Source organism: Nibrella viscosa (assembly GCF_039541875.1).
Lineage (GTDB): Bacteria > Bacteroidota > Bacteroidia > Cytophagales > Spirosomataceae > Nibrella > Nibrella viscosa.
This window is the reverse complement of the sequence record NZ_BAABHB010000014.1, coordinates 140160-162275: the sequence shown is the minus strand read 5'-3', so window position 1 is coordinate 162275 and position 22116 is coordinate 140160. Positions and strand designations below refer to the sequence as shown.

Genomic DNA, 22116 nt, shown 5'->3' with positions numbered 1-22116 from the left:
CCCTACTGACGTTTATTCGTTGAGAGGTCATCTAAGAAAACAGCTTTATGGTCGAAGTAATTGGCCCAGCAGCGATTCCAGAGGTGCTCGGGGTTTGTTCGGACGTCTTCCAGCATTAACGAAACCGGCCTTACCGGCAGCGGATCCAGCGCAAGCGTATCGTTCCGACTGGCGGCCAGAATCTCGTACCGCCGGGTCATGGCCTGGTCATACTGCCGGGCACGCCCACTCATCAGATCACTCGCCAGCGTTTTTATATTGTCGTTAGTAACGAAAGATAGTCCCCCCCATACGGTAGCTACCAGTACCAAAGGCCAGCTATACTGCGTAAGTAATGAAAATGAGCCGATTGATGACCGGACAAGGCGGAGGGCAACGGTCACATTGTAAAACCAGCCCAGCAGAAAAATCATGTTTGTCGTATTTTGCACCCGCATTACGGGCGGTATACCCACGGCCAAAAAGTGCAAAAAGATAGTGGCCAGTACAGCCGCCACCCAATAGCCTACCGACAGCAGCGGATGCAGCGCAAAATAGTGTTGTACCTGACTCCGGGCACTGCTCAACCGGTAAGCAACAGGCAGGTACAGCAGGGTCAGCGGCAGCAGGGGCGTTTTCAGAAACTGATGCAACAGATAGGTAACCCCATAACGGACCGACGATTTTAAGGAGGCCAGCACCTCCTGTCTTCCTTCGTTGCCATTGAGCCGAATATAATTACCCGGCGCTTTAATCAGAAAGTAACAGGCAATACCTGCTACAACCATCAGGAGTATCCAGGCAACAGGAATTGTTCGGCGGTACAGGATAAAACACAGCCCGACCATTGCCAGGAACGACATAACCATAACCATACTGGTCTCGCTGGAGCCTATAATTCCTACAATCAGGAGGCTCTCGGCCAGCAGCAGCGGCCACGACAACCCAAACGTCTGCTGGTCATGCCGTATAAACAAGCCGATTAGCATTATAATAAACAGGCACGACAGACTGTAGCAGGCCAGTCCCGTGTACCAGTACAGAAATTCCGGCACACTATACAAATCGGTGATGTACAAAACCATGAACGCACCCGCTATGAGCGCTGCGGCACGGGCCGGATACTGAGAGCGGGTAAGCTGCCGGTATAAGTAGTAGGAACTGCCAAAAAGCAGCAGCAGCATACCAATCGGAAAAACAACATACCCACCCCGCCATCCGAACGTCAGGGGTCCGCCGTGAACCAGGAAATTCTGAAAAAAACGCCCCGACCACCCATTGTAGTAATAGATCTGAGCCTGCCAGTAGCCATACCGGATGGCCGTATCGGCAAAGCAGTAATCATCTACCGGTGAGGGATGATTGTAAAATGCCAGCACCGATAACAGGATAACTGTCACGGCAAAACAACCGAGAATGAACAGCGCCACAATCAGCGCCGGTAAAGAAGTCTGCTGGTTCGTTATTTTGTTTTCCTGAGATACCATTCTCTATGCGATTTGCGGCTAAACGCTACTCCGTACCCGGAAGTACCGGTACTTTTTTTCGTTTGGTCAGATTTGTAGTCAACCAGGGGTAAAGCAACACGGCACCGAGTATGACCAGCGTACCGATGTAGAAGCCCGCCGTCATGCGCTCGCGTTCGCCAAACACCAGAAAAGCGAGAACGATACCATATACGGGCTCCAGATTAACCGTCAGGTTCACGGCATAGGCCGTAAACTTACGCATTAACTGCACAGCCGCCGTATAGGCGTACACGGTACAGACAAACGCCAGGACCGCCAGCCAGAGCCACTGCGTTGCCGATTCGGGCACCAGCCGGTCTGCCGTCCAGACCCGATTTTCGGGATTGACCCCCAAATACAGCAGCAAAAAAAGCAGCGATGTACCAAAAGCCCCAATCATTTCGTAAAAAGAGATTGTAAGGGCATTGTACCGTTGAGTAAACCGACTATTGATGATGGTAAATACCGCTGCCAGCATGGCCGAGAAGATGGCCATTAGCAAACCCGCCATGCGGTCGAACTCAAACCGGAAAATGACGTAAAGCCCCGCCATAACGATGCCTCCCAGCAGCACCTCTACCGCCCGGATGCGCCGACGCAGAAACAGGGGCTCCAGCAGGCTGGTCCACAGCGATCCGGTAGCCATACCCGCCAGACAAACCGAGGCATTGGCCAGCCGGGCAGCGCCAAAGAAAGCTATCCAATGTAGAGCCATCAACGCCCCCGTGCCGATCAGTCGCCACTGGACCGATGCCCGGAGCTGCACAGATTGCCGCCGGATGTACAGCACGACACCCAGCCCCAGCGCCGATAACAACGTCCGATACACAACCAGAGCCGGGGCTTCCAGCGGCTCAAGCAACAATCCGAGAATGGCCGTAAACCCCCAGATCACCACCAGAAAGTGAAGATGCAGGTAATCCGACAGCGCGGGTTTACTGCTTACTTGTTGGGTCATAATCAGTAGTGATTCCGCGCTACTCCATTACCTGCGGCATGCTCAGGCAGTGACGGTCAGCTGTAAGCTCGCCGGTCAGCGCGGAATGGTATGGTATAGGAGCAGCCCTATGGCCGCAAAAATAATGTTTGGCAACCAGACCGCCAGCATCGGATTCAGGTTACCTGATTCGGCAACCCCTTTGGCGAGCATAAAAAACAACAGATAGGCAAATGCCAGAAAGAAACCGAGCGCTACCTGCCAGCCTACCCCCCGGCGACTTTTCCGCGCCGATAGAATAACCCCGATGACCGACAGAATTATAATGGCAAACGGCCGGGTAGTGCGGGAGTATTTCTCCAGCAGGTAGGTCTCCACGCCATCGGCCCCCCGGCTTTGGAGCAGCGAAATGTAGTTGTTCAGCTCCGGCAGCGTAAACGTCTCGAAGAGGCTGTAATCACTGTCAAAGTCAGACGGTTTGAGGTTCAGTGTGGTATCCATACGGGTACCGGGGGTCAGCGTCTCGTGTATACCGTCGATAGCCCTGATTTTATAGTCATACAGCGCCCATTTGCCTTTCTGGGTGTCCCATTCAATGCGGTCGGCCGAGAGTTTCTGCCGGAGTTCGTTACCGGCTACCTCCTCCAGCGTAAACTTGTAGCCGGTATTGGTCAGGTTATTATAACTCTCCAGATAAGCGTATATATTGGGCGCAATTTTCAGGTGTACATTGCGGCCGGTGTAGGTAAACTGATCTTTTACATATTGCAGTTCAAACGCAATCCGGACCTTGTTGGCCTGCGGAATTACATAGTTGACCAGGTAATAGGTAACTACGCTTAGCAAAACCGCACCTAAAACATACGGCACCAAAAAACGCATAAAGCTGACACCACTGCTGAGGATGGCAATAATTTCGGTCCGCGACGCCAGCCGGGAGGTCATAAAAACAGTAGCGATGAACACCATTAGCGGACTGATAGTGTTGGCCCAGTACGGAATAAAATTCAGATAGTAGTCAATCAGAATCTTACTCATCGGAGCATTATGGTGGTGAAAGTCATCCACTTTTTCCGTGTAGTCAATCACGCAGACCACCAGCACAATCACCAGCACCACGAAAATATACGTTTGCAGGAAACGCTTGAAAATATACCAATCGAGAAGTTTCATGTATAATCAATGACAGTCAATGGTCGATAGTCATTAGTCAATAGTACCCGTACCCGGATTTCTGCTACAAGCGAAGCCACTATAGACTATTGACTGACGACTATCGACTAACTAATAGATTTCTGGCCACCTCGTGGCTGATGAATAACGATTTTTCCTGATTAATCTGTACCTGTACCGACTTATCGAAGTGACTGATTTCCTGGAGGCAGACCTCACTGCCTAAGGTAAGCCCCATACGGTCGAGGTGCTGCAGGAACTCCGGAGAGTGTTCGAGTACGCCCATAATCCGCACCCGCTCAGCTACGTCCACCTCCGATAGTTTGCAGTAAGCCGTAGCGGGCATCTGCCCGGCCGGGGTCGGAATGGGGTCACCGTGAGGATCAAACTGCGGGTAACCTAAGTAAGCATCCAGCCGCTCTACCAGTTCGTCGGAGCGGACATGCTCCAGTTCTTCGGCAATAACGTGAACCTCATCCCAGCCGAAGCCCAGCTTTTCCACCAGAAAAACCTCCCAGAGCCGGTGCCGGCGAATAACTTTTAGGGCCAGCCGTTCTCCTTCCTCGGTAAGCCGTACCCCCTGGTATTTTTTGTAATGAATCAACTGCTTTTCGGAAAGCCGCTTCAGCATATCAGATACAGAAGCGGCCCGCGTTGCTGTCATCTCGGCCAGCGAGTTCGTGCTAACCTCACCTTCCTGCCGCCCCGCCAGGTTATAAATGGTTTTCAGGTAGTTTTCTTCGGTGAATGTGTGCATGCAGCGTCAGCATCCGGTTTTATTCAGCTTTTTACACTTGCTATCCGAACATTTCAACGGCAAAATTAGTTTTTTATATATACTTTAAAAAAATTTAGGCCTGCCTAAATTTTTATTGAGAACAATCGTATACATTTGTCTCATGATCCTAAAGTATACACAGATACAATGAAGCCTCAAGAGTTTGTGCGGACCACTCAGGCCCTACCGGTGCCCCGAAGTAACCGAATAGATCAGATTCTGCCTGGAGTTGAACAGGAGTCTGCCACCCGCTCCCTTTCGGAAGTCCACGCCAGCATTCCTGTTCCAACAGAAGGTAGTTTTATTAAGAAAATGCGGGCTTTTGTTGGTCCCGGGCTGATGGTAGCCGTCGGGTATATGGACCCCGGTAACTGGGCTACCGACATTGCCGGGGGCGCTCAGTTCGGCTACAAACTGCTCTCGGTCATTCTAATCTCCAATTTGTTTGCCATGCTGCTGCAACACCTGGCGCTGAAGCTGGGTATTGCCACCGGGCGTGATCTGGCGCAGGCCTGCCGCGAGCAGTACAGCCGCCCTGTAGCTATGGGGCTGTGGGTATTGAGCGAAATAGCCATTGCCGCTATGGATCTGGCCGAAGTAATTGGCTCGGCCCTGGCCTTAAATCTGCTGTTTGGTATTCCGCTGGCGGTGGGGGTCGGTATTACGGCTTTGGACGTGCTGCTGCTCTTGTACCTTCAGAACAAAGGTTTCCGACTGCTGGAGAGTATTGTAGCCGGTTTGATCTTCATTATTTTCCTTTGTTTTGCTTATGAGATCTTTCTGTCCCGGCCCGATATGGGGGCAGTGGCCGGTGGGCTGCTTCCCCGCCGGGAAATTGTGACCAACCCCAGCATGTTGTATCTGGCTATTGGTATTCTGGGGGCTACCGTGATGCCGCACAACCTGTATCTGCACTCCAGCATTATTCAAACCCGTAATTTTGCCCGCACCGACCACGGCCGCCGGAGCGCCATCCGATACGCCACCATCGATTCGAGCGTGTCGCTGCTGCTGGCCTTTTTCATTAACGGAGCCATTCTGGTGCTGGCGGCTGCTACCTTCCATTTCTCGGGCAATCAAACCGTAGCCGACATTACCGATGCCTACCGGCTGCTCGATCCGCTGCTGGGAGCCCAGGTAGCCGGAGCGGTGTTTGCCGTTGCCCTGCTGGCGGCCGGGCAGACCTCCACCCTGACCGGTACGTTGGCGGGGCAGATTGTGATGGAAGGATTTTTGAAACTACGGCTCAAACCCTGGCTCCGGCGACTGATTACCCGGCTGGTGGCCATTGTACCGGCCCTGATCGTTACCATCCTCTACGGCGACGAAAAAATTGGTGATCTGCTGGTACTGAGTCAGGTAATTCTGTCGCTGCAACTGAGCTTTGCGGTGGTGCCACTGGTGCAGTTTACCAGTGATAAACTGCGTATGGGTGCGTTTGTGAACCCCCGCTGGCTGAAGCTGACCGCCTGGATTATCTCCGCCATCATTATCGGGCTGAACAGCTACCTGCTGGTAACCACGGTCCTGTAAAAGATTTTAAGCTCATAACTTTCTTATCTTCCGAAAACAACGTACTTGCACACCTATTATCTTTGCCGCGTTTGTATTTGCTGCGCCCAAACCGGGCAGTAGCCTCGCTCTATGGAAGATAAACGACACATGGACCGGGTGTCGGCGGCTGGTCTGCTGGTAGCCCTGGGAATTATATACGGTGATATTGGTACTTCTCCCCTTTATGTGCTCAGAGCCGTCGCCGGCTCAGCCCCCGTTATTCAGGAGGAGATTGTTTTAGGAGCCCTCTCCTGTATTCTCTGGACAATCACGCTCCAAACTACCATTAAATATGTAGTGCTGGTTCTACGGGCCGACAACCGCGGTGAAGGCGGCATTTTTGCGTTATACGCGCTGGTGCGCCGGCATGCCCGCTGGCTGACTATTCCTGCTATAATTGGCGGCAGTTCCCTACTGGCCGATAGTATTATCACGCCACCCATTTCGGTCTCATCGGCGGTTGAAGGCCTGCGGATTCTGTATCCCAATATTGAGACAATTCCGATCGTGATTGCCATTCTTTCGGGCCTCTTTCTCATTCAGACCTTTGGCACCAGTGTGGTAGGAACCACCTTCGGCCCGGTAATGCTAATCTGGTTTACCATGCTGGGCGTGCTGGGCTTCGTTCACATTCTGGATGACCCCACCGTCCTGGCCGCGATAAACCCTTATTATGCGTACCTGTTTCTGACCACCTACCCCGGTGCCTTCTGGCTATTGGGAGCCGTCTTTCTGTCGACTACCGGTGCCGAAGCGCTTTATTCCGATATGGGCCACTGCGGCCGGGGTAATATCCGGATTAGCTGGATCTTTGTAAAGACCTGCCTGGTGCTCAATTACTTTGGCCAGGGTGCCTATGTGAAAAGTCTGGCGGGCGAAGCGCTGGGTGAGCGGAATCCGTTTTACGCCTTAATGCCGGAGTGGTTTCTGTTTATTGGCATTCTCATCGCTACTGCGGCTACGATTATTGCCAGTCAGGCCATGCTCTCCGGTGCTTTTACGCTGATAAGTGAGGCCATCCGGCTGAATTTCTGGCCAAAAGTCCGCTTACGCTACCCTTCCGTCAAAAAAGGGCAGTTGTACGTACCCAGCATCAACTGGCTGCTGTTTGTGGGCTGTGTCGGCGTAGTGCTTTATTTCCAGGACTCGTCCCGCATGGAAGCAGCCTATGGACTAGCCATCACCCTCACCATGATGATGAGTACCATGCTCTTCGGCTACTACCTCTACACGCATAAATACAACGCCTGGTTGGTGGTTCTTTTTGTAATCGCCTATCTGACTATTGAAAGCTGTTTTCTGGTAGCTAACCTGGTGAAGTTTGTACATGGTGGCTGGGTGTCTGTTCTGATTGCCGGTCTGATGGGAATGGTTATGATTATCTGGCTGAATGCCAGCCGGATTAAAATGCGACTCACCGAATACGTGCGCATTGATCAGTACATTCAGGCCATTAAGGAGCTGAGTCGGGACATTAGTATCCCCAAATACGCCACGCACCTGGTGTTTATGAGCAATGCCGCCCGGCAGTCGGAGATCGAGTCCAAGATCATTTACTCCATTTTCCAGAAGCGGCCAAAACGAGCGGATATTTACTGGTTTATTCACGTGGATACCACCGACGATCCGTACACTATGGAATACAAGGTGAATACCATTGCCCCCGACGACTGCTATAAGGTGACATTCCGGCTGGGTTTCCGGGTCGAGCAGCGCATCAACCTGTTCTTCCGCAAAGTCATTGAGGATCTGGTGAAGAATAAGGAGGTGGATATTACCAGCCGCTACGAATCGCTCCACCGGCAAAACGTGATCGGTGATTTCCGGTTTGTGGTGCTGGAAAAATTCCTTTCGTTCGAAAATGATCTGCCTGTGTCGGAGCGGCTCATCATGAATGTGTACTTTTTCATCAAAGGCTTCACCACCTCCGAAGATCGCTGGTTCGGCCTCGACAGCAGTTCGGTCAAAGTAGAGAAGGTACCGCTGGTTATCCGCCCGGTAGAGAATGTTAAACTTACCCGCATTACAACATAACCTCTGAGTCTCTCCAATACAGGAGTGGCTCAAATCTGTCAACCTATGAAATTACTGATTACCGGCGGAGCCGGCTTTGTCGGCTCGGCGCTGGCGATTGCGCTGAAAACCAACTATCCCGATTACCAGATTTTTGCCCTCGATAACCTGAAACGCCGGGGTTCCGAGCTGAACATTGCCCGGCTAAAGCAGGCCGGTGTCGAGTTCGTCCACGGCGATATTCGCAGCAAAGAGGATTTTGATGCGCTACCGGCTGTCGACACCATTATCGAAGCCTCGGCGGAGCCGTCGGTGCTGGCCGGACTGGATGGTACCCCTGATTACCTCATTAATACCAATCTGTTCGGGACGGTCAACTGCCTTAACTACGCGCTGAAGCATAAAGCGAATTTTATCTTTCTGTCGACCAGCCGGGTCTACCCCATCAAAACCATTGAGACACTGAATTTTGAGGAAGCCGACACCCGCTTTGTGCTCAGCGACGACCAGCCGGTGCCGGGCGTTTCGTCCAAGGGCATCGCCGAAAACTTCCCGCTCGACGGTGCCCGTTCGCTGTATGGTACCACCAAACTGGCGTCGGAGCTGATTATTCAGGAGTACAACGAGTTTTACGGGCTAAAAACGGTCATTAACCGTTGTGGGGTCATTACCGGTCCGTGGCAGATGGGTAAGGTCGATCAGGGCGTGATGGTACTCTGGATTGCCAAGCACTACTTTGAGCAATCGCTGGCCTACATCGGCTACGGTGGCACGGGCAAACAAACCCGCGATATGTTGCACATTGATGACCTGTACCGGCTCATCGACTGGCAACTGCACAACCTGGATCAGGTGAACGGTGAAATCCTGAACGCCGGCGGTGGCGTAGAAAGCAGTGCTTCCCTACAGGAGCTAACGCAGATCTGTCAGGAGGTAACCGGCAAAACGATTCCCATCAAGCAGGTAACCGAAAACCGGGCCGCCGACATCCGCCTGTACATTACCGATAATACAAAGGTCACCAACCTCACCGGCTGGAAACCCGAAAAAGGCATTAAGGATATCGTCTCCGACATTGCCAAATGGCTCGACGAGAACCGGGCCGCGCTGGAACCGATTCTGAAGTAACGGAAAAAGCGGGCCGTGACCCGCTTTTTTGTCATCCCTTATTTCTTTTCAGCCAGCGGCTTACCTTCCCGCTCAGAAGCCTGGTATAACCCAATTTCCGAAAGCGCCACAGTGTTGTTGGCCTGCTCTATTACAATGCGGATGCGTTGCGCCGTAACGGGGCTATCCAGCCGCAGCAGCCGCTTATAGCCGATGGTAGTGCCCTTGGCCACCTCCTGCCAGGTACCGTTCTGCTCAGCCTCCACCCGAAAAGCAGCTATCCGCTGTCCCAGCCGCACCGGCTCCTGTAACGAAACGCGGTCGAAGGTAGTCGGGCGGCCCAGGTCAAGCTCCAGGGTTGCGGAGGTTTCTCCTTCTTTGGCGGCCCAGTAGGTATCGGCGTTGCCATCGGTCAGGCGCTGGGTCGCAAAACCGGTCCACTGGCTACCGGCCTTCACCGGCTTCTTTAGTGCCAAATTTTTCTGGAACGTTTCGTTCAGAATTTCCCGCATACCACGCAGGGCGGCCACATCATTTTCGTGAAGGAGACCGTTCTGGTCCGGCGGCAGGTTCAGTAGCAGGGTACCGTTCCGGCCGACGGATTTGTAGTAGATGTCTACCAGTTGCTGCGGAGTTTTCACCCGGCTGTCTTCTTTGGCATGGTAGAACCAGCCCGGCCGGATGGATACGTCACACTCGCCCGGAATCCATTCGTCGCCGTTGGGGTCACCTGTATTCAGGTATTTGGAATCGGCTTTACCAATCGCCATGCCTTCGGTATTGATAGTCGACCAACAGGTTTCGCCGGCAAAACCCCGTTCGTTCCCGATCCAGCGCACACCCGGCCCAACATCCGAGAAGATAACCGCATTGGGCTGCAACTGCCGGATCAGCGCCCGGTAAGCCTCAAAGTCGTACTCCATATTTTTGGCGTTTTCGCCTTTGGCTCCGTCCATCCACAACTCGGCGATTGGGCCATAGTTGGTCAGTAACTCCCGCAGTTGGTTCAGGTAAAACTGGTTATACTCTGAGGTGCCGTATTTCGGTTCGTGCATATCCCAGGGCGACAGGTAAATGCCGAGCTTCATACCCGCTTCGCGGCAGGCGTCGGTCAGTTCACGCACCACATCACCTTTGCCGTTTTTCCAGGGGCTGCTCTTTACCGAATGGTCGGTGTATTTTGATGGCCAGAGGCAGAATCCATCGTGGTGCTTGGCGGTGATGATGAGCGTTTTCATGCCCGCCGTTTTAGCGGCCTGTACCCACTGCCGGGCATCCAGTTTGGTGGGGTTAAAGCTGCGGGGGTCTTCTTTACCCGTACCCCATTCACGGTCGGAAAAGGTATTAACACCGAAGTGCAGGAAGCCAATGAGCTCCTGCTGCTGGTACTGAAGCTGCTGCGGGGTCGGTTTTACCGGATTGGTGGGAATATCGCGCTGGGCCAGCGTTGAAGCAGCATACATCATGCTGGCTACAGTGAGCCAATAATGGATTTTCATAAACAAAGGTTGTGTCCTCTGCCTGAAAAGCAGAGAGTCGCCAGCTTTTACCCGGCTTCGTGACGAGTCCCCCTAAGTCATCGTCTCAACCTTTGTATTTCACTCACTGCTCTTACACCGCTTGTATGTCGCACCACCACCGCACCCTATCATTCGCGCAGGAATACGAACGGCTTTTGACCCATTGCGGGTTGAATGATCTGCCAGCGAAGGAAAACCGTTTTAACGGTTTCTCCTACCCTCCCAATTCCATCGCCAGAAACTTCCCCGTATAACTCCCTTCAACCTTTGCTACCTTCTCCGGCGTTCCCTCGGCAATGATTTCACCGCCTTTGTTGCCACCTTCCGGGCCGAGGTCGATGATGTGGTCAGAGACTTTGATAACGTCCAGGTTGTGCTCAATGATCAACACCGTGTTGCCTTTGTCGACCAGTTTGTTCAATACATCCAGCAAGTGGGAAATATCCTGGAAATGCAGACCCGTGGTCGGCTCATCCAGGATGTACATGGTTTTGCCGGTGTCTTTCTTCGACAACTCCTCAGCCAGTTTTACCCGCTGGGCTTCTCCACCCGATAGCGTTGTTGCGTGCTGGCCAAGCGTAATATACCCTAAACCCACATCGTTCAGCGTCTGCACTTTGCGCAGGATCTTGGGCTGACTGGCAAAAAAGTCCAGTGCCTGCTCCACGGTCATGTCCAGCACATCGGCAATCGATTTGCCTTTAAAACGTACTTCCAGGGTTTCACGGTTGAAACGTTTACCTTTACAGGTTTCGCAGGCGACGTGTACATCGGGCAGAAACTCCATTTCAATCTTTTTCATGCCCGCCCCCTCGCAGTCTTCGCAGCGGCCGCCCTTCACGTTAAAGGAAAAGCGCCCCGGCTTATAACCCCGGATTTTGGCTTCGGGTAGCTCGGCAAACAACGCCCGTATATCCGAGAACATACCGGTGTAGGTGGCCGGGTTAGAGCGGGGGGTCCGGCCAATGGGCGACTGATCTACTTCAATTACCTTATCCAGGTATTCCAGCCCTTCTACCGATTTAAAGGACAGCGGCTCCCGTTTAGACTTGTAAAAGTGGCGGTTCAGCACCGGAAACAGCGTTTCGTGAATCAGCGACGACTTGCCACTGCCCGATACGCCGGTGATACACACCATCCGGCCCAGTGGCAGCTTCAGCGTCACATTCTTCAGGTTATGACCCGTGGCACCTTTAATGATCAAAAACTTACCATTGCCTTTCCGGCGCTCGGCAGGTACCTTGATGGCTCGGCGACCGTTCAGATACTCGGCCGTGGTGCTACCGTTCTGCAAAAACTCTTCCGGTGTACCAATGCCCACTACCTGACCGCCGTGCCGGCCGGCTCCCGGACCAATGTCCAGGATGTAATCCGACGCCAGCATCATGTCTTTATCGTGCTCGACCACCAGCACCGTATTGCCCAGATCCCGCAGGTTCTTTAGCGAATCAATCAGCTTTACGTTGTCGCGCTGGTGCAGCCCAATACTTGGCTCGTCCATGATGTACAAAACCCCCACCAACTGCGTACCGATCTGCGTCGCCAGCCGGATACGCTGGGCCTCTCCCCCCGAAAGCGTCCGCAACGGGCGATCCAGTGTCAGGTAATCCAGACCAATATCGAGCAGAAAACCAATACGCTTGCGAATTTCCTTCAGGACTTCGCGGGCAATCACATTCTGCCGCTCCGACAACCGGTCTTCCAAATTGGTCATCCAGGCCGACAGTTCCGAAATATCCAGCCGGGCCAGTTCGGCAATATTCTTATCGGCAATCCGGAAATACAGCGACTCCTTTTTCAACCGTGCTCCACTACACTCAGGACAGGTGTTGACCACCATAAAGTCTTTCAGCCACTCCTGAATTTTCTCGGAACCGTTCTCCTGCTGCCGCTTCAGAAAGGGGATTATACCCTCGAATTTGAAGTTATAGTAATCTTCTCCCGGATGCTTTTTCGACGGCATTACTGCTTCTTCCTGGTCGCCGAACAGCAACACATGGAGCAGTTCAGGCGGATATTTGGTCAGCGGTGTACTCAAACTCAGTTTAAACTTTTTCAGAATAACCTCTATCTCCCGAAAAAACCATAACTCCCGGTACTCGCCCAGGGGCGCAATGGCCCCCCGGCTAATGCTTAGCGACTTATCCGGAATAACGGATTCTTCCGTAATCTCCTCCACCACGCCAAGGCCCTGACAGACCGGGCACCAGCCATAAGGCGAGTTGAACGAGAAAGTATTCGGCGACGGCTCATCGTAGCTAATGCCCGATTCGGGGTCCATCAGGTTCTGCGAGAAGTAGATTACCTGTCCTTCCTGATCCAGAATCTGCATCGCTCCTTTGCCCTGTTTCAGCGCCGTCTGCACCGACTGCGATAGCCGGAAGCGATCTTCGGGCCGGGGAATGATCCGGTCAATCACAATCTCAATGTCGTGTACTTTATACCGGTCGAGCTGCATCTTGGGCGCAATATCCTGCACCTGACCATCTACCCGTACTTTAGTATAGCCAAGTTTGGCTATCTGCACGAATAACTCGCGGTAATGGCCCTTGCGGCCTTTCACTACCGGTGCCAGCAGCGTGAGCTTTTGGCCGTTGTACTGGTTAAGAATCTGGTCGATAATCTGATCCTGCGACTGACGTGTCATTTTACGGCCTGTGGCGTAGGAGTAGGCTTCGCCCGCCCGGGCGTACAGCAGTCGCAGAAAATCATAGATCTCGGTGGTAGTACCTACCGTGGAGCGGGGGTTCTTGGAGGTCGTCTTCTGCTCAATGGAGATCACCGGACTCAGCCCGTTGATCTTATCGACATCCGGCCGTTCCATATCGCCGATAAACGAGCGGGCGTAGGCCGAAAAGCTTTCCATATACCGGCGCTGCCCTTCGGCGTAGATGGTATCGAACGCCAGCGACGATTTGCCGCTGCCGCTGATACCCGTCACGACCACCAGCTTGTTGCGGGGAATGGTAACATCAATATTTTTGAGATTATGTTCGCGGGCACCCAGTACTTCGATCTGCTCAAAGCCCGTCAAGTCAATATCGGTGAGACTATAACCGTTCCGGTTTTCCGGTTCGGTCGTAACTTTGTTTTCCGTCACGTGATGAAAAGCCTTATTCTTAGTTCTAACGGAATTTGCAGAACCTAAGTTTCCTGATGTTCATCAAAGTTGCGGTAACCCTGCCGGCACAGGGTTCCTTTATCGTTCTCTCATTTTTGGTCTTATCCAAGCCATTCCACTTTCACGTGCTCCAGCTTCTCCAATCGGCCGATTACCCCGTTCACCATTGTCCGGCGCAGTTCAATTTCCAGACTACAGTTGTTATCAAACGATTGGCTCAGCACGGTAAGCTGCTGGTCTTTCACCACTTTCATCACCTCATTCATCTGCTCGTAGGCAAACCGGACCCGGTATACTTCATTGACGGTTTTCGCAACTACCGTTGCCTTCGTCAGGGCATCTATCGTTGCCGACTTATATGCATTGATGAGGCCCGGCACGCCCAGCAGCGTTCCGCCGAAGTAACGCACAACAATAACCAGAATATTGGTTAGATCATAGGAGTACAGCGTGTTCAGAATCGGGCGACCGGCGGTACCGCTGGGTTCACCATCGTCATTAACCCGGTAGTTATTCCGGTCCAGCCCTAAGCGGTACGCATGGCAGTGATGCCTGGCTTTCGGATGTTCTTTATGGACAGCCTCCAGATACATTTTAACGTCGGTCTCTCTTTGGATGGGAAACGCATACGCCAGAAATTTGCTGCCTTTCTCTTTAAACAGCCCTTCGGATGGACCAGTAATGGTGCGATAGGTATCGTCGAACAACATGCCATCTGCATTATTAAGTGGGTGCAAAGGTAGGTGGTTCAATAAGGTGATATACCATTAACCGGCCCCTTTATCCCACCACTTTCTTCGGCTTCGTCACCATGAAATCTTTCAGGTAGAACGGCTCGAAATGGGCAACATCTTCAAACCGGCCGGCAGCAAAGGCCTGCATAGCGAGTTGTCCCACCGTTCGGGCCGACGGGCGAATCTCCATATTAGGAAAGATGGCATTGCCATGGCCGCTCAGCAGTGGCCGGCACTTGGTGGCCCCATCGCCAAAGAAGACAACCGGCTGCTCCATTAGCCACTCGCTGAATGACTGCTCTTCAACAATTTTGGCGCTAGTTGGCAGCAGTTCCTGGCCGTTGGTGTCAAAAATAGCGCAGTAGACCTCCATGCGCCGGGCATCCAGCATGGGACAGAGCCGGTAATCTGAGGAAAAAAGCGGCCGAATCTGCTCGGCCATAGCCGCCAGCGTATTGATAGCCAGCAAAGGCTTATCCAGCGCAAAACACAGACCTTTCGCGGTAGATACTCCAATCCGCAAACCGGTATAGGAGCCCGGGCCTTTAGCAACCGCAACGGCATCCAGTTGCCTTAATTCATGCCCGGCATGGCGCACTACATCCCCGATGAGCGTCGTCAGCATGGCCGACGAGGTGCGCTCCGTAAACAATTCATAGCTACCCAGCAGCGCCCCCGCCTGGTGCAGCGCTACCGAACAAACCGTCGTCGATGTATCAATGGATAGAATCAGCAACCCTTTGGGAATTAAGAGTTAAGAGTGATGAGTTAAGAATTACCAGTCATCGACAATTCTTAACTCATCACTCTTAACTCATCACTCTTAATTCTTACTTTTCAGCAGCGCCTGGTAACGGTTCATGTCTTTGAACAGGTCAAGGGCGGCTTTTACTTCGGGGTCAGTGGTAAAAGAGGTTTCTTTCATGCCCTTTTGCAGGTAATAGTGGCCGGCGATCTCCTGCTCCAGCAGCGTCTTGATTTCGCTTTTAAACGTCATCAGGTCGGCGTCTTTGCTGTGCGACACTTTATTTTTCAGCGCTTTGATCTGGTCCTGAATCAGGTCGAAGTATTTTTCCTTTTTAGCCGAGGCTTCCAGCGAACCGAGGTCTTTTTCTACCTGCGTAGTATAATCGTACTCCTTATCCTTCAGCCATTTGGTAAAGTCCTGATACTCGGCGTCGGTCAGACGAAATTCGCGGGCCGGCTTGATGGTCGGGTGCTCGTGGTGGTATTTCACGGCATAGTCGAAGATCAGCCCTTTGTTATTCAGGCTCAAGGCAATCGGTGTCGGCGTAGGGGCTTCGGTAGCCACGTCTGGGGTTACACCACCACCATCGTATACCACGCGGCCGTTGCGGGTTTTAAAGGCAGTTTTCAGCGAATCGGGAATCTTGCCGACGCTGCCGTCCGGGTTGCGGTGGCTGTAGTCAATAGCTTGAATACACCGGCCGCTCGGGATGTAGTATTTGGCGGTGGTAATCTTCAGCTTGGTGTTGAACGAGAGTTCGCGGGTGGTTTGCACCAGCCCTTTACCGTAGGTCCGCTGCCCAATCAGCACACCCCGATCGTAATCCTGAATCACACCTGACACAATTTCGGCAGCCGATGCACTCCGGCTGTTGGTCAGCACCACCAGCGGCATTTCGGTGTCCATCGCCGGATACAACGCGTTGTAGGTCTTGTTCCACTCGGTTACCTTGCCCTTGGTGGTTACCACCTCCGAATCTTTCGGGATAAAGATATTGGCAATATCAATAGACATGTTGAGTAAACCGCCCGGATTCTCGCGTACATCCAGAATCAGTTTTTTCATGCCCTTGCTCTTTAGTTCGGTGAAGGCGTTGCGTACCTCGCGGGAGGCCGTACTCGTAAAGTCTTTCAGGTCAATGTAACCCACTTCGTCGGTAATCATGCCGTAGTAGGGCACATTGGTCATCTTCACCACGTCGCGCATCACCGATAGTTCCAGCGGTGCTTTCTGACCGTAGCGGTTCACAGTAAGCTTAACGGCCGTGCCGTTCTGACCCCGCAGCAGCTTACCGGGGTCCATCTCACGGCGGGTCTTCACATCCACGCCATCTACCTTCAGAATTTCGTCGCCAAGCTGCAGGCCTGCCTTTTCGGCGGGGGTGCCTTCGTACACCATCATCACGATGCTTTTTCCCTGGCGCGTTCCAATCAGGGCACCAATGCCGTTGTAGCGGCCGGTGGTCATGGTCATGTAATCTTCAATTTCGTCCTCGGCGTAGAAATTGGTATACGGATCGAGCGCCTTCAGCATGGCGTCGATACTCGTCTTTACCATGCGGTTGGGGTTGATCTCGTCAACGTAGTACATGTTCAGCTCTTTGAAGAGCGTGGCGTAGATATCGAGGTTGCGGGCAATCTCGAAGAAGCGGTCGTCGGTGCGGAACGACACAAAGGTGATGCTGACCGTCAGCAGCAGGGCAGAGGCTGCTAGTGTTAGGCGTTTACGGGATAGCATATGAATAGTTGGCAGTTTGCAGGTTAACAATAAACCGGTAGTCCTGACAGTACGACTACCTACTGCCCACGACCGACTCTCTTTAAAGCTAATTTCATGCTTTTTTCTATCTCTTCAAACGAAATTTTATCACGTGCGGTATAAAGAAACGTGATATAGGCCGGAAGTTGCTTTTCCGGTCCGGCAGCATCGATCATAATGGCTTTATTTTTCCGGTATGCCTCGCGAATCCGGCGACGGATGAGGTTACGGTCGACCGCTTTTTTGAAGTTCCGTTTGGAAACGGTAATCAGGATGGCGGGGAGAGGAGGAAAGGATTGGACCGACTCTTGGGAAAGGAGACTGGTATCGACCGCCGGTTGGGCAGCGACTGATGGCGTCGATGCGTACAGGTACAGCACGCGAAACGGAAAAAGGTAGAACGTCTTGACATCCGTGCTACCTTTTTCAAATAATCGGTCAATTATTTTCCGACTGGAGAGTCGTTCGGCTTTCGTAAGCGTTTGGCGCATCAATTGGTTTGAAGTTTAAGGTTTGAAGTTCGAGGTTAAACAACTTCAAACTTCAGACTTCAAACCTTAAACTAAATTATGCCTTAAAACGATCGCCTTTCTTTTCGTCGGATACGGTCAGCTTATGACGACCTTTCTGACGACGGGCGGCCAGCACTTTACGGCCATTGTGCGTAGCCATACGCTCGCGAAAGCCATGCTTGTTTCTCCGCTTACGGTTCGACGGTTGGTAAGTTCTTTTCATCGTATTATATGCTCAATTACCCTGTTTCCCAAATGAGCTTGCAAAGGTAGCAGAACTTTTAGAGTTAATCAAGTCAGCTCTCGTTTTTTGCAGCATACGGGCTACTTTTTAGACCATTCACGGACTGGTCATCAATCGGTTTAGACAAACCTTATGGTATATTTGTTAGCTATACAGTCGCACATACTTGTATCTGTTCTTCCTGGACCATGCATTATAAACTTTCGTCTGCTCACCCCGACTCCCATTATATTGATATTGAATGCCGGCTGACCGGCGTTTCGGAACCTGAACTGGAGTTGCAGCTACCATCCTGGCGACCCGGCCGTTATGAAATACAGAACTTCGCCAAAAATATCCAGCGTTTTGAGACTTTTGACGGAGAGGGGCAACCCTTACCCTCCCGTAAAATGACCAAAGATCGTTGGCAGGTACAGACAAACGGGGCCGATGAGGTTGTGGTGCGATATAACTACTACACCAATGTTATCAATGCCGGCACCAGCTACGTCAGCGATGAACTGCTGTATGTAAATTTCATCAACCTGTGCCTGTATGCCGAAGGCCACATTGACGAACCCTGCACAGTTGAACTGGCTATTCCCGACAACTGGCTTATCGCCTGCGGCCTTCGGCAGGTAGGCCCTGGGCAGTTAGCCGCCAGCGACTTTTACGAACTGGTCGACTGCCCGCTGATTGCCTCACCCGACATACAGTGTATTTCGTATACGGTCGATGACATTGCCTTCCACGTCTGGGTACAGGGAAACATTACACTGGATCGGGAGCGGATTAAAACCGACTTCAGCCGGTTCTCCGAGGCCCAGATTCGGCTGTTCGGCGAGTTTCCGGAACGCGACTACCACTTCCTGACCATCGTCCTGCCGACTCCGGTTTATCATGGCGTCGAACACCGCAACTCCACCATGCTGGTGCTCGGCCCCGACGATGAGGGAGAGGGCTTGTATCAGGATTTGCTGGGTGTATCCTCGCACGAACTATTTCATGCCTGGAATGTGATTCGCATCCGGCCGAAGGAGATGCTACCCTACGATTTTACCCGCGAAAACTATTTCCCAACCTGCTTTGTGGCCGAGGGCATAACCACCTATTACGGGGATCTGATGCTCCGCCGGTCGGGCGTGTTTGACGATGCCGCCTACCTAAAAGAATTGCAGGTGCTGTTCAAACGGCATTTTGAGGTAAGTGGTCGGGCGTTTCAGTCGCTGGTCGAGTCTTCGTTTGATCTGTGGCTGGACGGTTACGAAAAGGGTGTACCCGACCGAAAAGTATCGGTTTACCAGAAAGGAGCCATTGCCGCCCTGATCCTGGACCTGCACATCCGGCAGCGCACCGGCCACGCCCGCTCGCTGGATGATGTGATGCAGCTGATGTGGGAGCGCTTCGGCAAACCCTTTGATGGCTACTCCCTGGAAGACTACCGGGCCATAACGGAAGAAGTTGCCGGTGAGTCACTGGACTGGTATTATGACGCTTGTATCTTCGGCAACCAGCCGCTGGAAGATTTGCTGAACCAGTACCTGGCCTTTATCGGCCTCCGCATGGGCTATGACGAAAACGGCGGGGTGGTGCTGCACGAGTTAGCCGATGGAACGAAACGGCAGCTGTGGCTTGTACCCCGGAATATAATTCCGGCAGTACCCCAATAAGCAGAAAAAGAGTTCAACAGCTTATATATTTCTCAACCTTGTTCGGAATTACATTCCGGGTTATTATGACCACACCCCTACCTACCCTGCTCCTGCTGGCGGCAACTGCCTGCCAGCTTGTATTTGGACAGCCGCAGACCGGCACAGCCCGGCGATCAGCCTCAACCTCTGGTGGTGCCCGCCCGGAGAAGCCCTGGATGCTGGGGCCTTTCCGAAAGATGAATGCGGCTAATCCTATCCTCAGGGCCAACCCAAATACCACCTTCGACTGCCCGGTGCGGAAAGAAACAGTGCATTGGGAGGAGAAAGATGTGTTCAACCCGGCCACCGTGGTGCGCAACGGGAAGATTTACATGATTTACCGGGCCGAAGATGTGGTCGGTAAACACGCGGGTACCTCACGGCTGGGCCTGGCCGTCAGCACCGATGGTATCCAATTCAGGCGAATGCCGAAGCCAGTCTTTTATCCTGACAATGACCCGATGAAAACCTATGAGTGGGAGGGCGGCTGCGAAGACCCCCGCGTGGTGGAAAGCCCTAACGGGGTGTATGTGATGACGTATACTGCCTATGATGGCGACAAAGCCCGGCTCTGCGTGGCTACCTCCCGCGATCTGGAAAACTGGCAGAAACAGGGGCTCGCGTTCGGTGAGGCTTATAACGGGAAGTACCGGAACGAATGGTCGAAGTCGGGCTCAATTGTGTGCAGGCGCATGGGTGACCGGTTGGTGGCGCAGAAGATCAACGACAAATACTGGATGTACTGGGGCGATCAGGCGGAGTTGTACGTAGCTATGTCCGACGACCTCATCCACTGGATACCCTTGCAGAAGGCCAACGGCAACCTGCTGGCCGTAGCTGAAAGCCGGAAGGGCCGACACGACTCCCGGTTGATGGAGCCCGGTCCTCCGGCGCTCATCACCAGTCGTGGCATTGTGCTTATTTATAATGGCATGAACGCTCCGCAGAACGGCGATTCCAACTTACCGGAGGGCACTTATGCCGCCGGGCAACTGCTGTTTGATGGTAATGACCCGATTAGCCTCATCGACCGATCCGAAACCTATTTTTTCAAGCCGGACCAGCCCTACGAAATAACCGGACAAGTCAACAACGTTTGTTTTCTGGAAGGTCTGACTCCGTATAAAGGCAAATGGTTTCTGTACTACGGCACCGCCGACTCGAAGATTGCGGTAGCCACAGCCCCGCAACGGTAAACGCTTTTTTTCCTACCTTTCGCGCAAACCTGTTCCTAACCCCTATGCAAACTTCATCGACCCGTACCCTGCCTTTTGCCGAATACGTACAGCACGATGCCACCGGCCTGGCCGAACTCATCCGCAAAGGTGAAGTAACCCCGGCCGAATTGCTGGAGACCGCCATTGCCCGCGCCGAAGCCGTTAACCCGACGATCAATGCCATTGTCCAGCCGTTATACGACCATGGCCGGGCGTTGCTGGACAAGTTGCCGGTCAATGCTCCCTTCCGGGGTGTGCCTTTTCTGCTCAAAGACCTGGAAATGGACTGGGAAGGTACACCTATGCGCTCAGGCTCGGTAGCCTACCGCGACCATGTATCAACCCGCGATAGCGAGGTGGTGAAGCGGTTCAAAGCGGCCGGTCTGGTCTTTTTCGGCAAAACCAATACACCCGAATTTGGTTTGACGCCTTTTACGGAAGCCAAACTATACGGCCCGGCCCGTAACCCCTGGAACCTGAACCACTCGACCGGGGGCTCCAGCGGAGGCTCGGCGGCAGCGGTGGCGGCCGGCATTGCACCCGCAGCAACGGCTACCGACGGGGGCGGCTCTATTCGGATTCCGGCATCCTGCTGCGGCCTGTTTGGCCTGAAACCCTCGCGAGGCCGGGTTACACTGGGGCCACGTTTTGGCGAAGCCTGGAGCGGAGCCGTAGCCGGGCTGGCCGTTACCCGCAGCGTACGTGATAGTGCAGCCCTGCTGGATGCCATTGCCGGACCGAGTGTTGGCGATCCGTATTACCTGCCGGCACCGGAGCGGCCGTTTTCGGAGGAGGCCAATCGCGAGCCTGGCCGGCTGCGGATTGCGTTTACGACGCAGCACCCGTTTCCCAACCAGAAAGTTCATGCCGAATGCGTAAAGGCCATTCACGAAACGGCCAAGCTGCTGGAGAGCCTGGGCCACATGGTAGAGGAGATTGCACTGCCGTACACGTCCGACATTCTAAGCCGGACCTTTCTGACAATGGTATTCGGTGAAACAGCCGCCACCCTCCGCGAAGTCAGTGATTACCTGAAGCGCCCGGCCCGGCGCACCGATGTCGAACTGGCTACCTGGACGCAGGCCCGTATTGGCGAAGCCTACACGGCTGCTGACTATGCCTATCAGAAACGAAAATGGAATGACTTGAGCCGCACCATGGGGCAGTTGCACGAAACCTATGATGTGTTGCTGACACCAACCTTATCACGCCCTCCCATCCGCATTGGTGAATTACAACCCTCCGCGCAGGAAGAAAAACTCATCAAGCTGGTTGATACGCTAAACGGATTGCGCTTTCTCCGCAACAGCAAGGTAATTGACCAATTGGCCGAAAAGTCCTTCGGTTATATTCCGTACACGCCCATTGCCAACATGACCGGGCAGCCTTCCATGTCGGTGCCGTTGCACTGGACACCCGACGGCCTGCCCATCGGCTCCATGTTTACCGCGAAGTTGGGCGACGAGGCCCTGCTGTTTAAACTGGCCGCCCAGTTGGAACAGGCCAAGCCGTGGTTTGATAAGCGGCCGAATCTGTAAAACGG

At 53.2% G+C, this 22116-nt stretch carries 17 protein-coding genes; 6 read left to right on the top strand and 11 right to left on the bottom strand.

Annotation, left to right across the window (positions count from 1 at the left end):
* Nucleotides 1-2 precede the first annotated feature (2 nt).
* The 4 genes from ABD931_RS24615 to ABD931_RS24600 all read right to left on the bottom strand — a co-directional run bounded on the left by ABD931_RS24615 (nt 3) and on the right by ABD931_RS24600 (nt 4354).
* Nucleotides 3-1466: a DUF6056 family protein gene (locus ABD931_RS24615; protein ID WP_345270679.1), complete on the bottom strand. Its 1464-nt coding sequence runs from the start codon at nt 1464-1466 to the stop codon at nt 3-5.
* 25 nt (nt 1467-1491) lie between these two features.
* Complete coding sequence (locus ABD931_RS24610) at nt 1492-2445, bottom strand: DMT family transporter (RefSeq protein ID WP_345270678.1); 954 nt, start codon at nt 2443-2445, stop codon at nt 1492-1494.
* A gap of 75 nt (nt 2446-2520) precedes the next feature.
* Complete coding sequence (locus ABD931_RS24605) at nt 2521-3597, bottom strand: LptF/LptG family permease (RefSeq protein WP_345270677.1); 1077 nt, start codon at nt 3595-3597, stop codon at nt 2521-2523.
* 100 nt (nt 3598-3697) lie between these two features.
* Nucleotides 3698-4354, bottom strand: coding sequence for a metal-dependent transcriptional regulator (locus ABD931_RS24600; RefSeq protein ID WP_345270676.1), 657 nt, complete (start codon nt 4352-4354; stop codon nt 3698-3700).
* Nucleotides 4355-4522: 168 nt separating this feature from the next.
* Between ABD931_RS24600 and ABD931_RS24595 the strand changes: the two genes are divergently transcribed.
* The 3 genes from ABD931_RS24595 to ABD931_RS24585 all read left to right on the top strand — a co-directional run bounded on the left by ABD931_RS24595 (nt 4523) and on the right by ABD931_RS24585 (nt 9070).
* Nucleotides 4523-5908 (top strand): Nramp family divalent metal transporter, encoded by a 1386-nt coding sequence (locus ABD931_RS24595; protein ID WP_345270675.1) that lies wholly within the window; start codon nt 4523-4525, stop codon nt 5906-5908.
* Nucleotides 5909-6019: 111 nt separating this feature from the next.
* Nucleotides 6020-7963: a KUP/HAK/KT family potassium transporter gene (locus ABD931_RS24590; protein ID WP_345270674.1), complete on the top strand. Its 1944-nt coding sequence runs from the start codon at nt 6020-6022 to the stop codon at nt 7961-7963.
* A gap of 45 nt (nt 7964-8008) precedes the next feature.
* On the top strand, nt 8009-9070 hold the full coding sequence (locus tag ABD931_RS24585) for an NAD-dependent epimerase/dehydratase family protein (RefSeq protein ID WP_345270673.1): 1062 nt from the start codon (nt 8009-8011) through the stop codon (nt 9068-9070).
* 38 nt (nt 9071-9108) lie between these two features.
* Here the strand turns inward: ABD931_RS24585 and ABD931_RS24580 are convergent, their stop codons facing one another.
* The 7 genes from ABD931_RS24580 to rpmH form a co-directional block, all read right to left on the bottom strand.
* Nucleotides 9109-10548 (bottom strand): alpha-L-fucosidase, encoded by a 1440-nt coding sequence (locus tag ABD931_RS24580; RefSeq protein ID WP_345270672.1) that lies wholly within the window; start codon nt 10546-10548, stop codon nt 9109-9111.
* 235 nt (nt 10549-10783) lie between these two features.
* Nucleotides 10784-13669, bottom strand: a complete 2886-nt coding sequence (uvrA, locus tag ABD931_RS24575; RefSeq protein ID WP_345270671.1) for an excinuclease ABC subunit UvrA — start codon at nt 13667-13669, stop codon at nt 10784-10786.
* Nucleotides 13670-13791: 122 nt separating this feature from the next.
* Nucleotides 13792-14427 (bottom strand): IMPACT family protein, encoded by a 636-nt coding sequence (locus ABD931_RS24570; RefSeq protein ID WP_345270670.1) that lies wholly within the window; start codon nt 14425-14427, stop codon nt 13792-13794.
* 43 nt (nt 14428-14470) lie between these two features.
* Nucleotides 14471-15160: a tRNA (adenosine(37)-N6)-threonylcarbamoyltransferase complex dimerization subunit type 1 TsaB gene (tsaB, locus tag ABD931_RS24565; protein ID WP_345270669.1), complete on the bottom strand. Its 690-nt coding sequence runs from the start codon at nt 15158-15160 to the stop codon at nt 14471-14473.
* Between the two features lie 87 nt (nt 15161-15247).
* Nucleotides 15248-16909: a S41 family peptidase gene (locus tag ABD931_RS24560; protein ID WP_345270668.1), complete on the bottom strand. Its 1662-nt coding sequence runs from the start codon at nt 16907-16909 to the stop codon at nt 15248-15250.
* Between the two features lie 59 nt (nt 16910-16968).
* Nucleotides 16969-17421: a ribonuclease P protein component gene (locus ABD931_RS24555; protein WP_345270667.1), complete on the bottom strand. Its 453-nt coding sequence runs from the start codon at nt 17419-17421 to the stop codon at nt 16969-16971.
* A 76-nt stretch (nt 17422-17497) separates the two neighbouring features.
* A complete protein-coding gene (gene rpmH, locus ABD931_RS24550; protein WP_345240453.1) occupies nt 17498-17665 on the bottom strand; it encodes a 50S ribosomal protein L34 in 168 nt (55 codons plus the stop codon).
* A 209-nt stretch (nt 17666-17874) separates the two neighbouring features.
* On the opposite strand from rpmH, the gene ABD931_RS24545 reads away from it, so the two are divergent.
* The 3 genes from ABD931_RS24545 to ABD931_RS24535 all read left to right on the top strand — a co-directional run bounded on the left by ABD931_RS24545 (nt 17875) and on the right by ABD931_RS24535 (nt 22111).
* Nucleotides 17875-19335 carry a M61 family metallopeptidase gene (locus ABD931_RS24545; protein ID WP_345270666.1) on the top strand — a complete coding sequence of 487 codons (1461 nt, stop codon included), beginning with the start codon at nt 17875-17877 and terminating at the stop codon, nt 19333-19335.
* A 65-nt stretch (nt 19336-19400) separates the two neighbouring features.
* The gene (locus ABD931_RS24540; RefSeq protein WP_345270665.1) at nt 19401-20552 is read left to right on the top strand and encodes a glycoside hydrolase family 130 protein; all 1152 of its coding nucleotides are present in this window, start codon (nt 19401-19403) and stop codon (nt 20550-20552) included.
* A 44-nt stretch (nt 20553-20596) separates the two neighbouring features.
* Nucleotides 20597-22111: an amidase gene (locus tag ABD931_RS24535; RefSeq protein ID WP_345270664.1), complete on the top strand. Its 1515-nt coding sequence runs from the start codon at nt 20597-20599 to the stop codon at nt 22109-22111.
* Nucleotides 22112-22116 lie beyond the last annotated feature (5 nt).

What these genes read in the sequence shown, in the direction of transcription:
- ABD931_RS24555 (WP_345270667.1), bottom strand. Translation starts at nt 17,421, where the DNA reads ATGCGCCAAACGCTTACGAAAGCCGAACGACTCTCCAGTCGGAAAATA.
- ABD931_RS24540 (WP_345270665.1), top strand. Translation starts at nt 19,401, where the DNA reads ATGACCACACCCCTACCTACCCTGCTCCTGCTGGCGGCAACTGCCTGC.
- ABD931_RS24590 (WP_345270674.1), top strand. Translation starts at nt 6,020, where the DNA reads ATGGAAGATAAACGACACATGGACCGGGTGTCGGCGGCTGGTCTGCTG.
- ABD931_RS24600 (WP_345270676.1), bottom strand. Translation starts at nt 4,354, where the DNA reads ATGCACACATTCACCGAAGAAAACTACCTGAAAACCATTTATAACCTG.
- ABD931_RS24595 (WP_345270675.1), top strand. Translation starts at nt 4,523, where the DNA reads ATGAAGCCTCAAGAGTTTGTGCGGACCACTCAGGCCCTACCGGTGCCC.
- ABD931_RS24605 (WP_345270677.1), bottom strand. Translation starts at nt 3,597, where the DNA reads ATGAAACTTCTCGATTGGTATATTTTCAAGCGTTTCCTGCAAACGTAT.
- ABD931_RS24580 (WP_345270672.1), bottom strand. Translation starts at nt 10,548, where the DNA reads ATGAAAATCCATTATTGGCTCACTGTAGCCAGCATGATGTATGCTGCT.
- ABD931_RS24535 (WP_345270664.1), top strand. Translation starts at nt 20,597, where the DNA reads ATGCAAACTTCATCGACCCGTACCCTGCCTTTTGCCGAATACGTACAG.
- ABD931_RS24615 (WP_345270679.1), bottom strand. Translation starts at nt 1,466, where the DNA reads ATGGTATCTCAGGAAAACAAAATAACGAACCAGCAGACTTCTTTACCG.
- ABD931_RS24610 (WP_345270678.1), bottom strand. Translation starts at nt 2,445, where the DNA reads ATGACCCAACAAGTAAGCAGTAAACCCGCGCTGTCGGATTACCTGCAT.
- ABD931_RS24585 (WP_345270673.1), top strand. Translation starts at nt 8,009, where the DNA reads ATGAAATTACTGATTACCGGCGGAGCCGGCTTTGTCGGCTCGGCGCTG.
- ABD931_RS24545 (WP_345270666.1), top strand. Translation starts at nt 17,875, where the DNA reads ATGCATTATAAACTTTCGTCTGCTCACCCCGACTCCCATTATATTGAT.
- rpmH (WP_345240453.1), bottom strand. Translation starts at nt 17,665, where the DNA reads ATGAAAAGAACTTACCAACCGTCGAACCGTAAGCGGAGAAACAAGCAT.
- ABD931_RS24560 (WP_345270668.1), bottom strand. Translation starts at nt 16,909, where the DNA reads ATGCTATCCCGTAAACGCCTAACACTAGCAGCCTCTGCCCTGCTGCTG.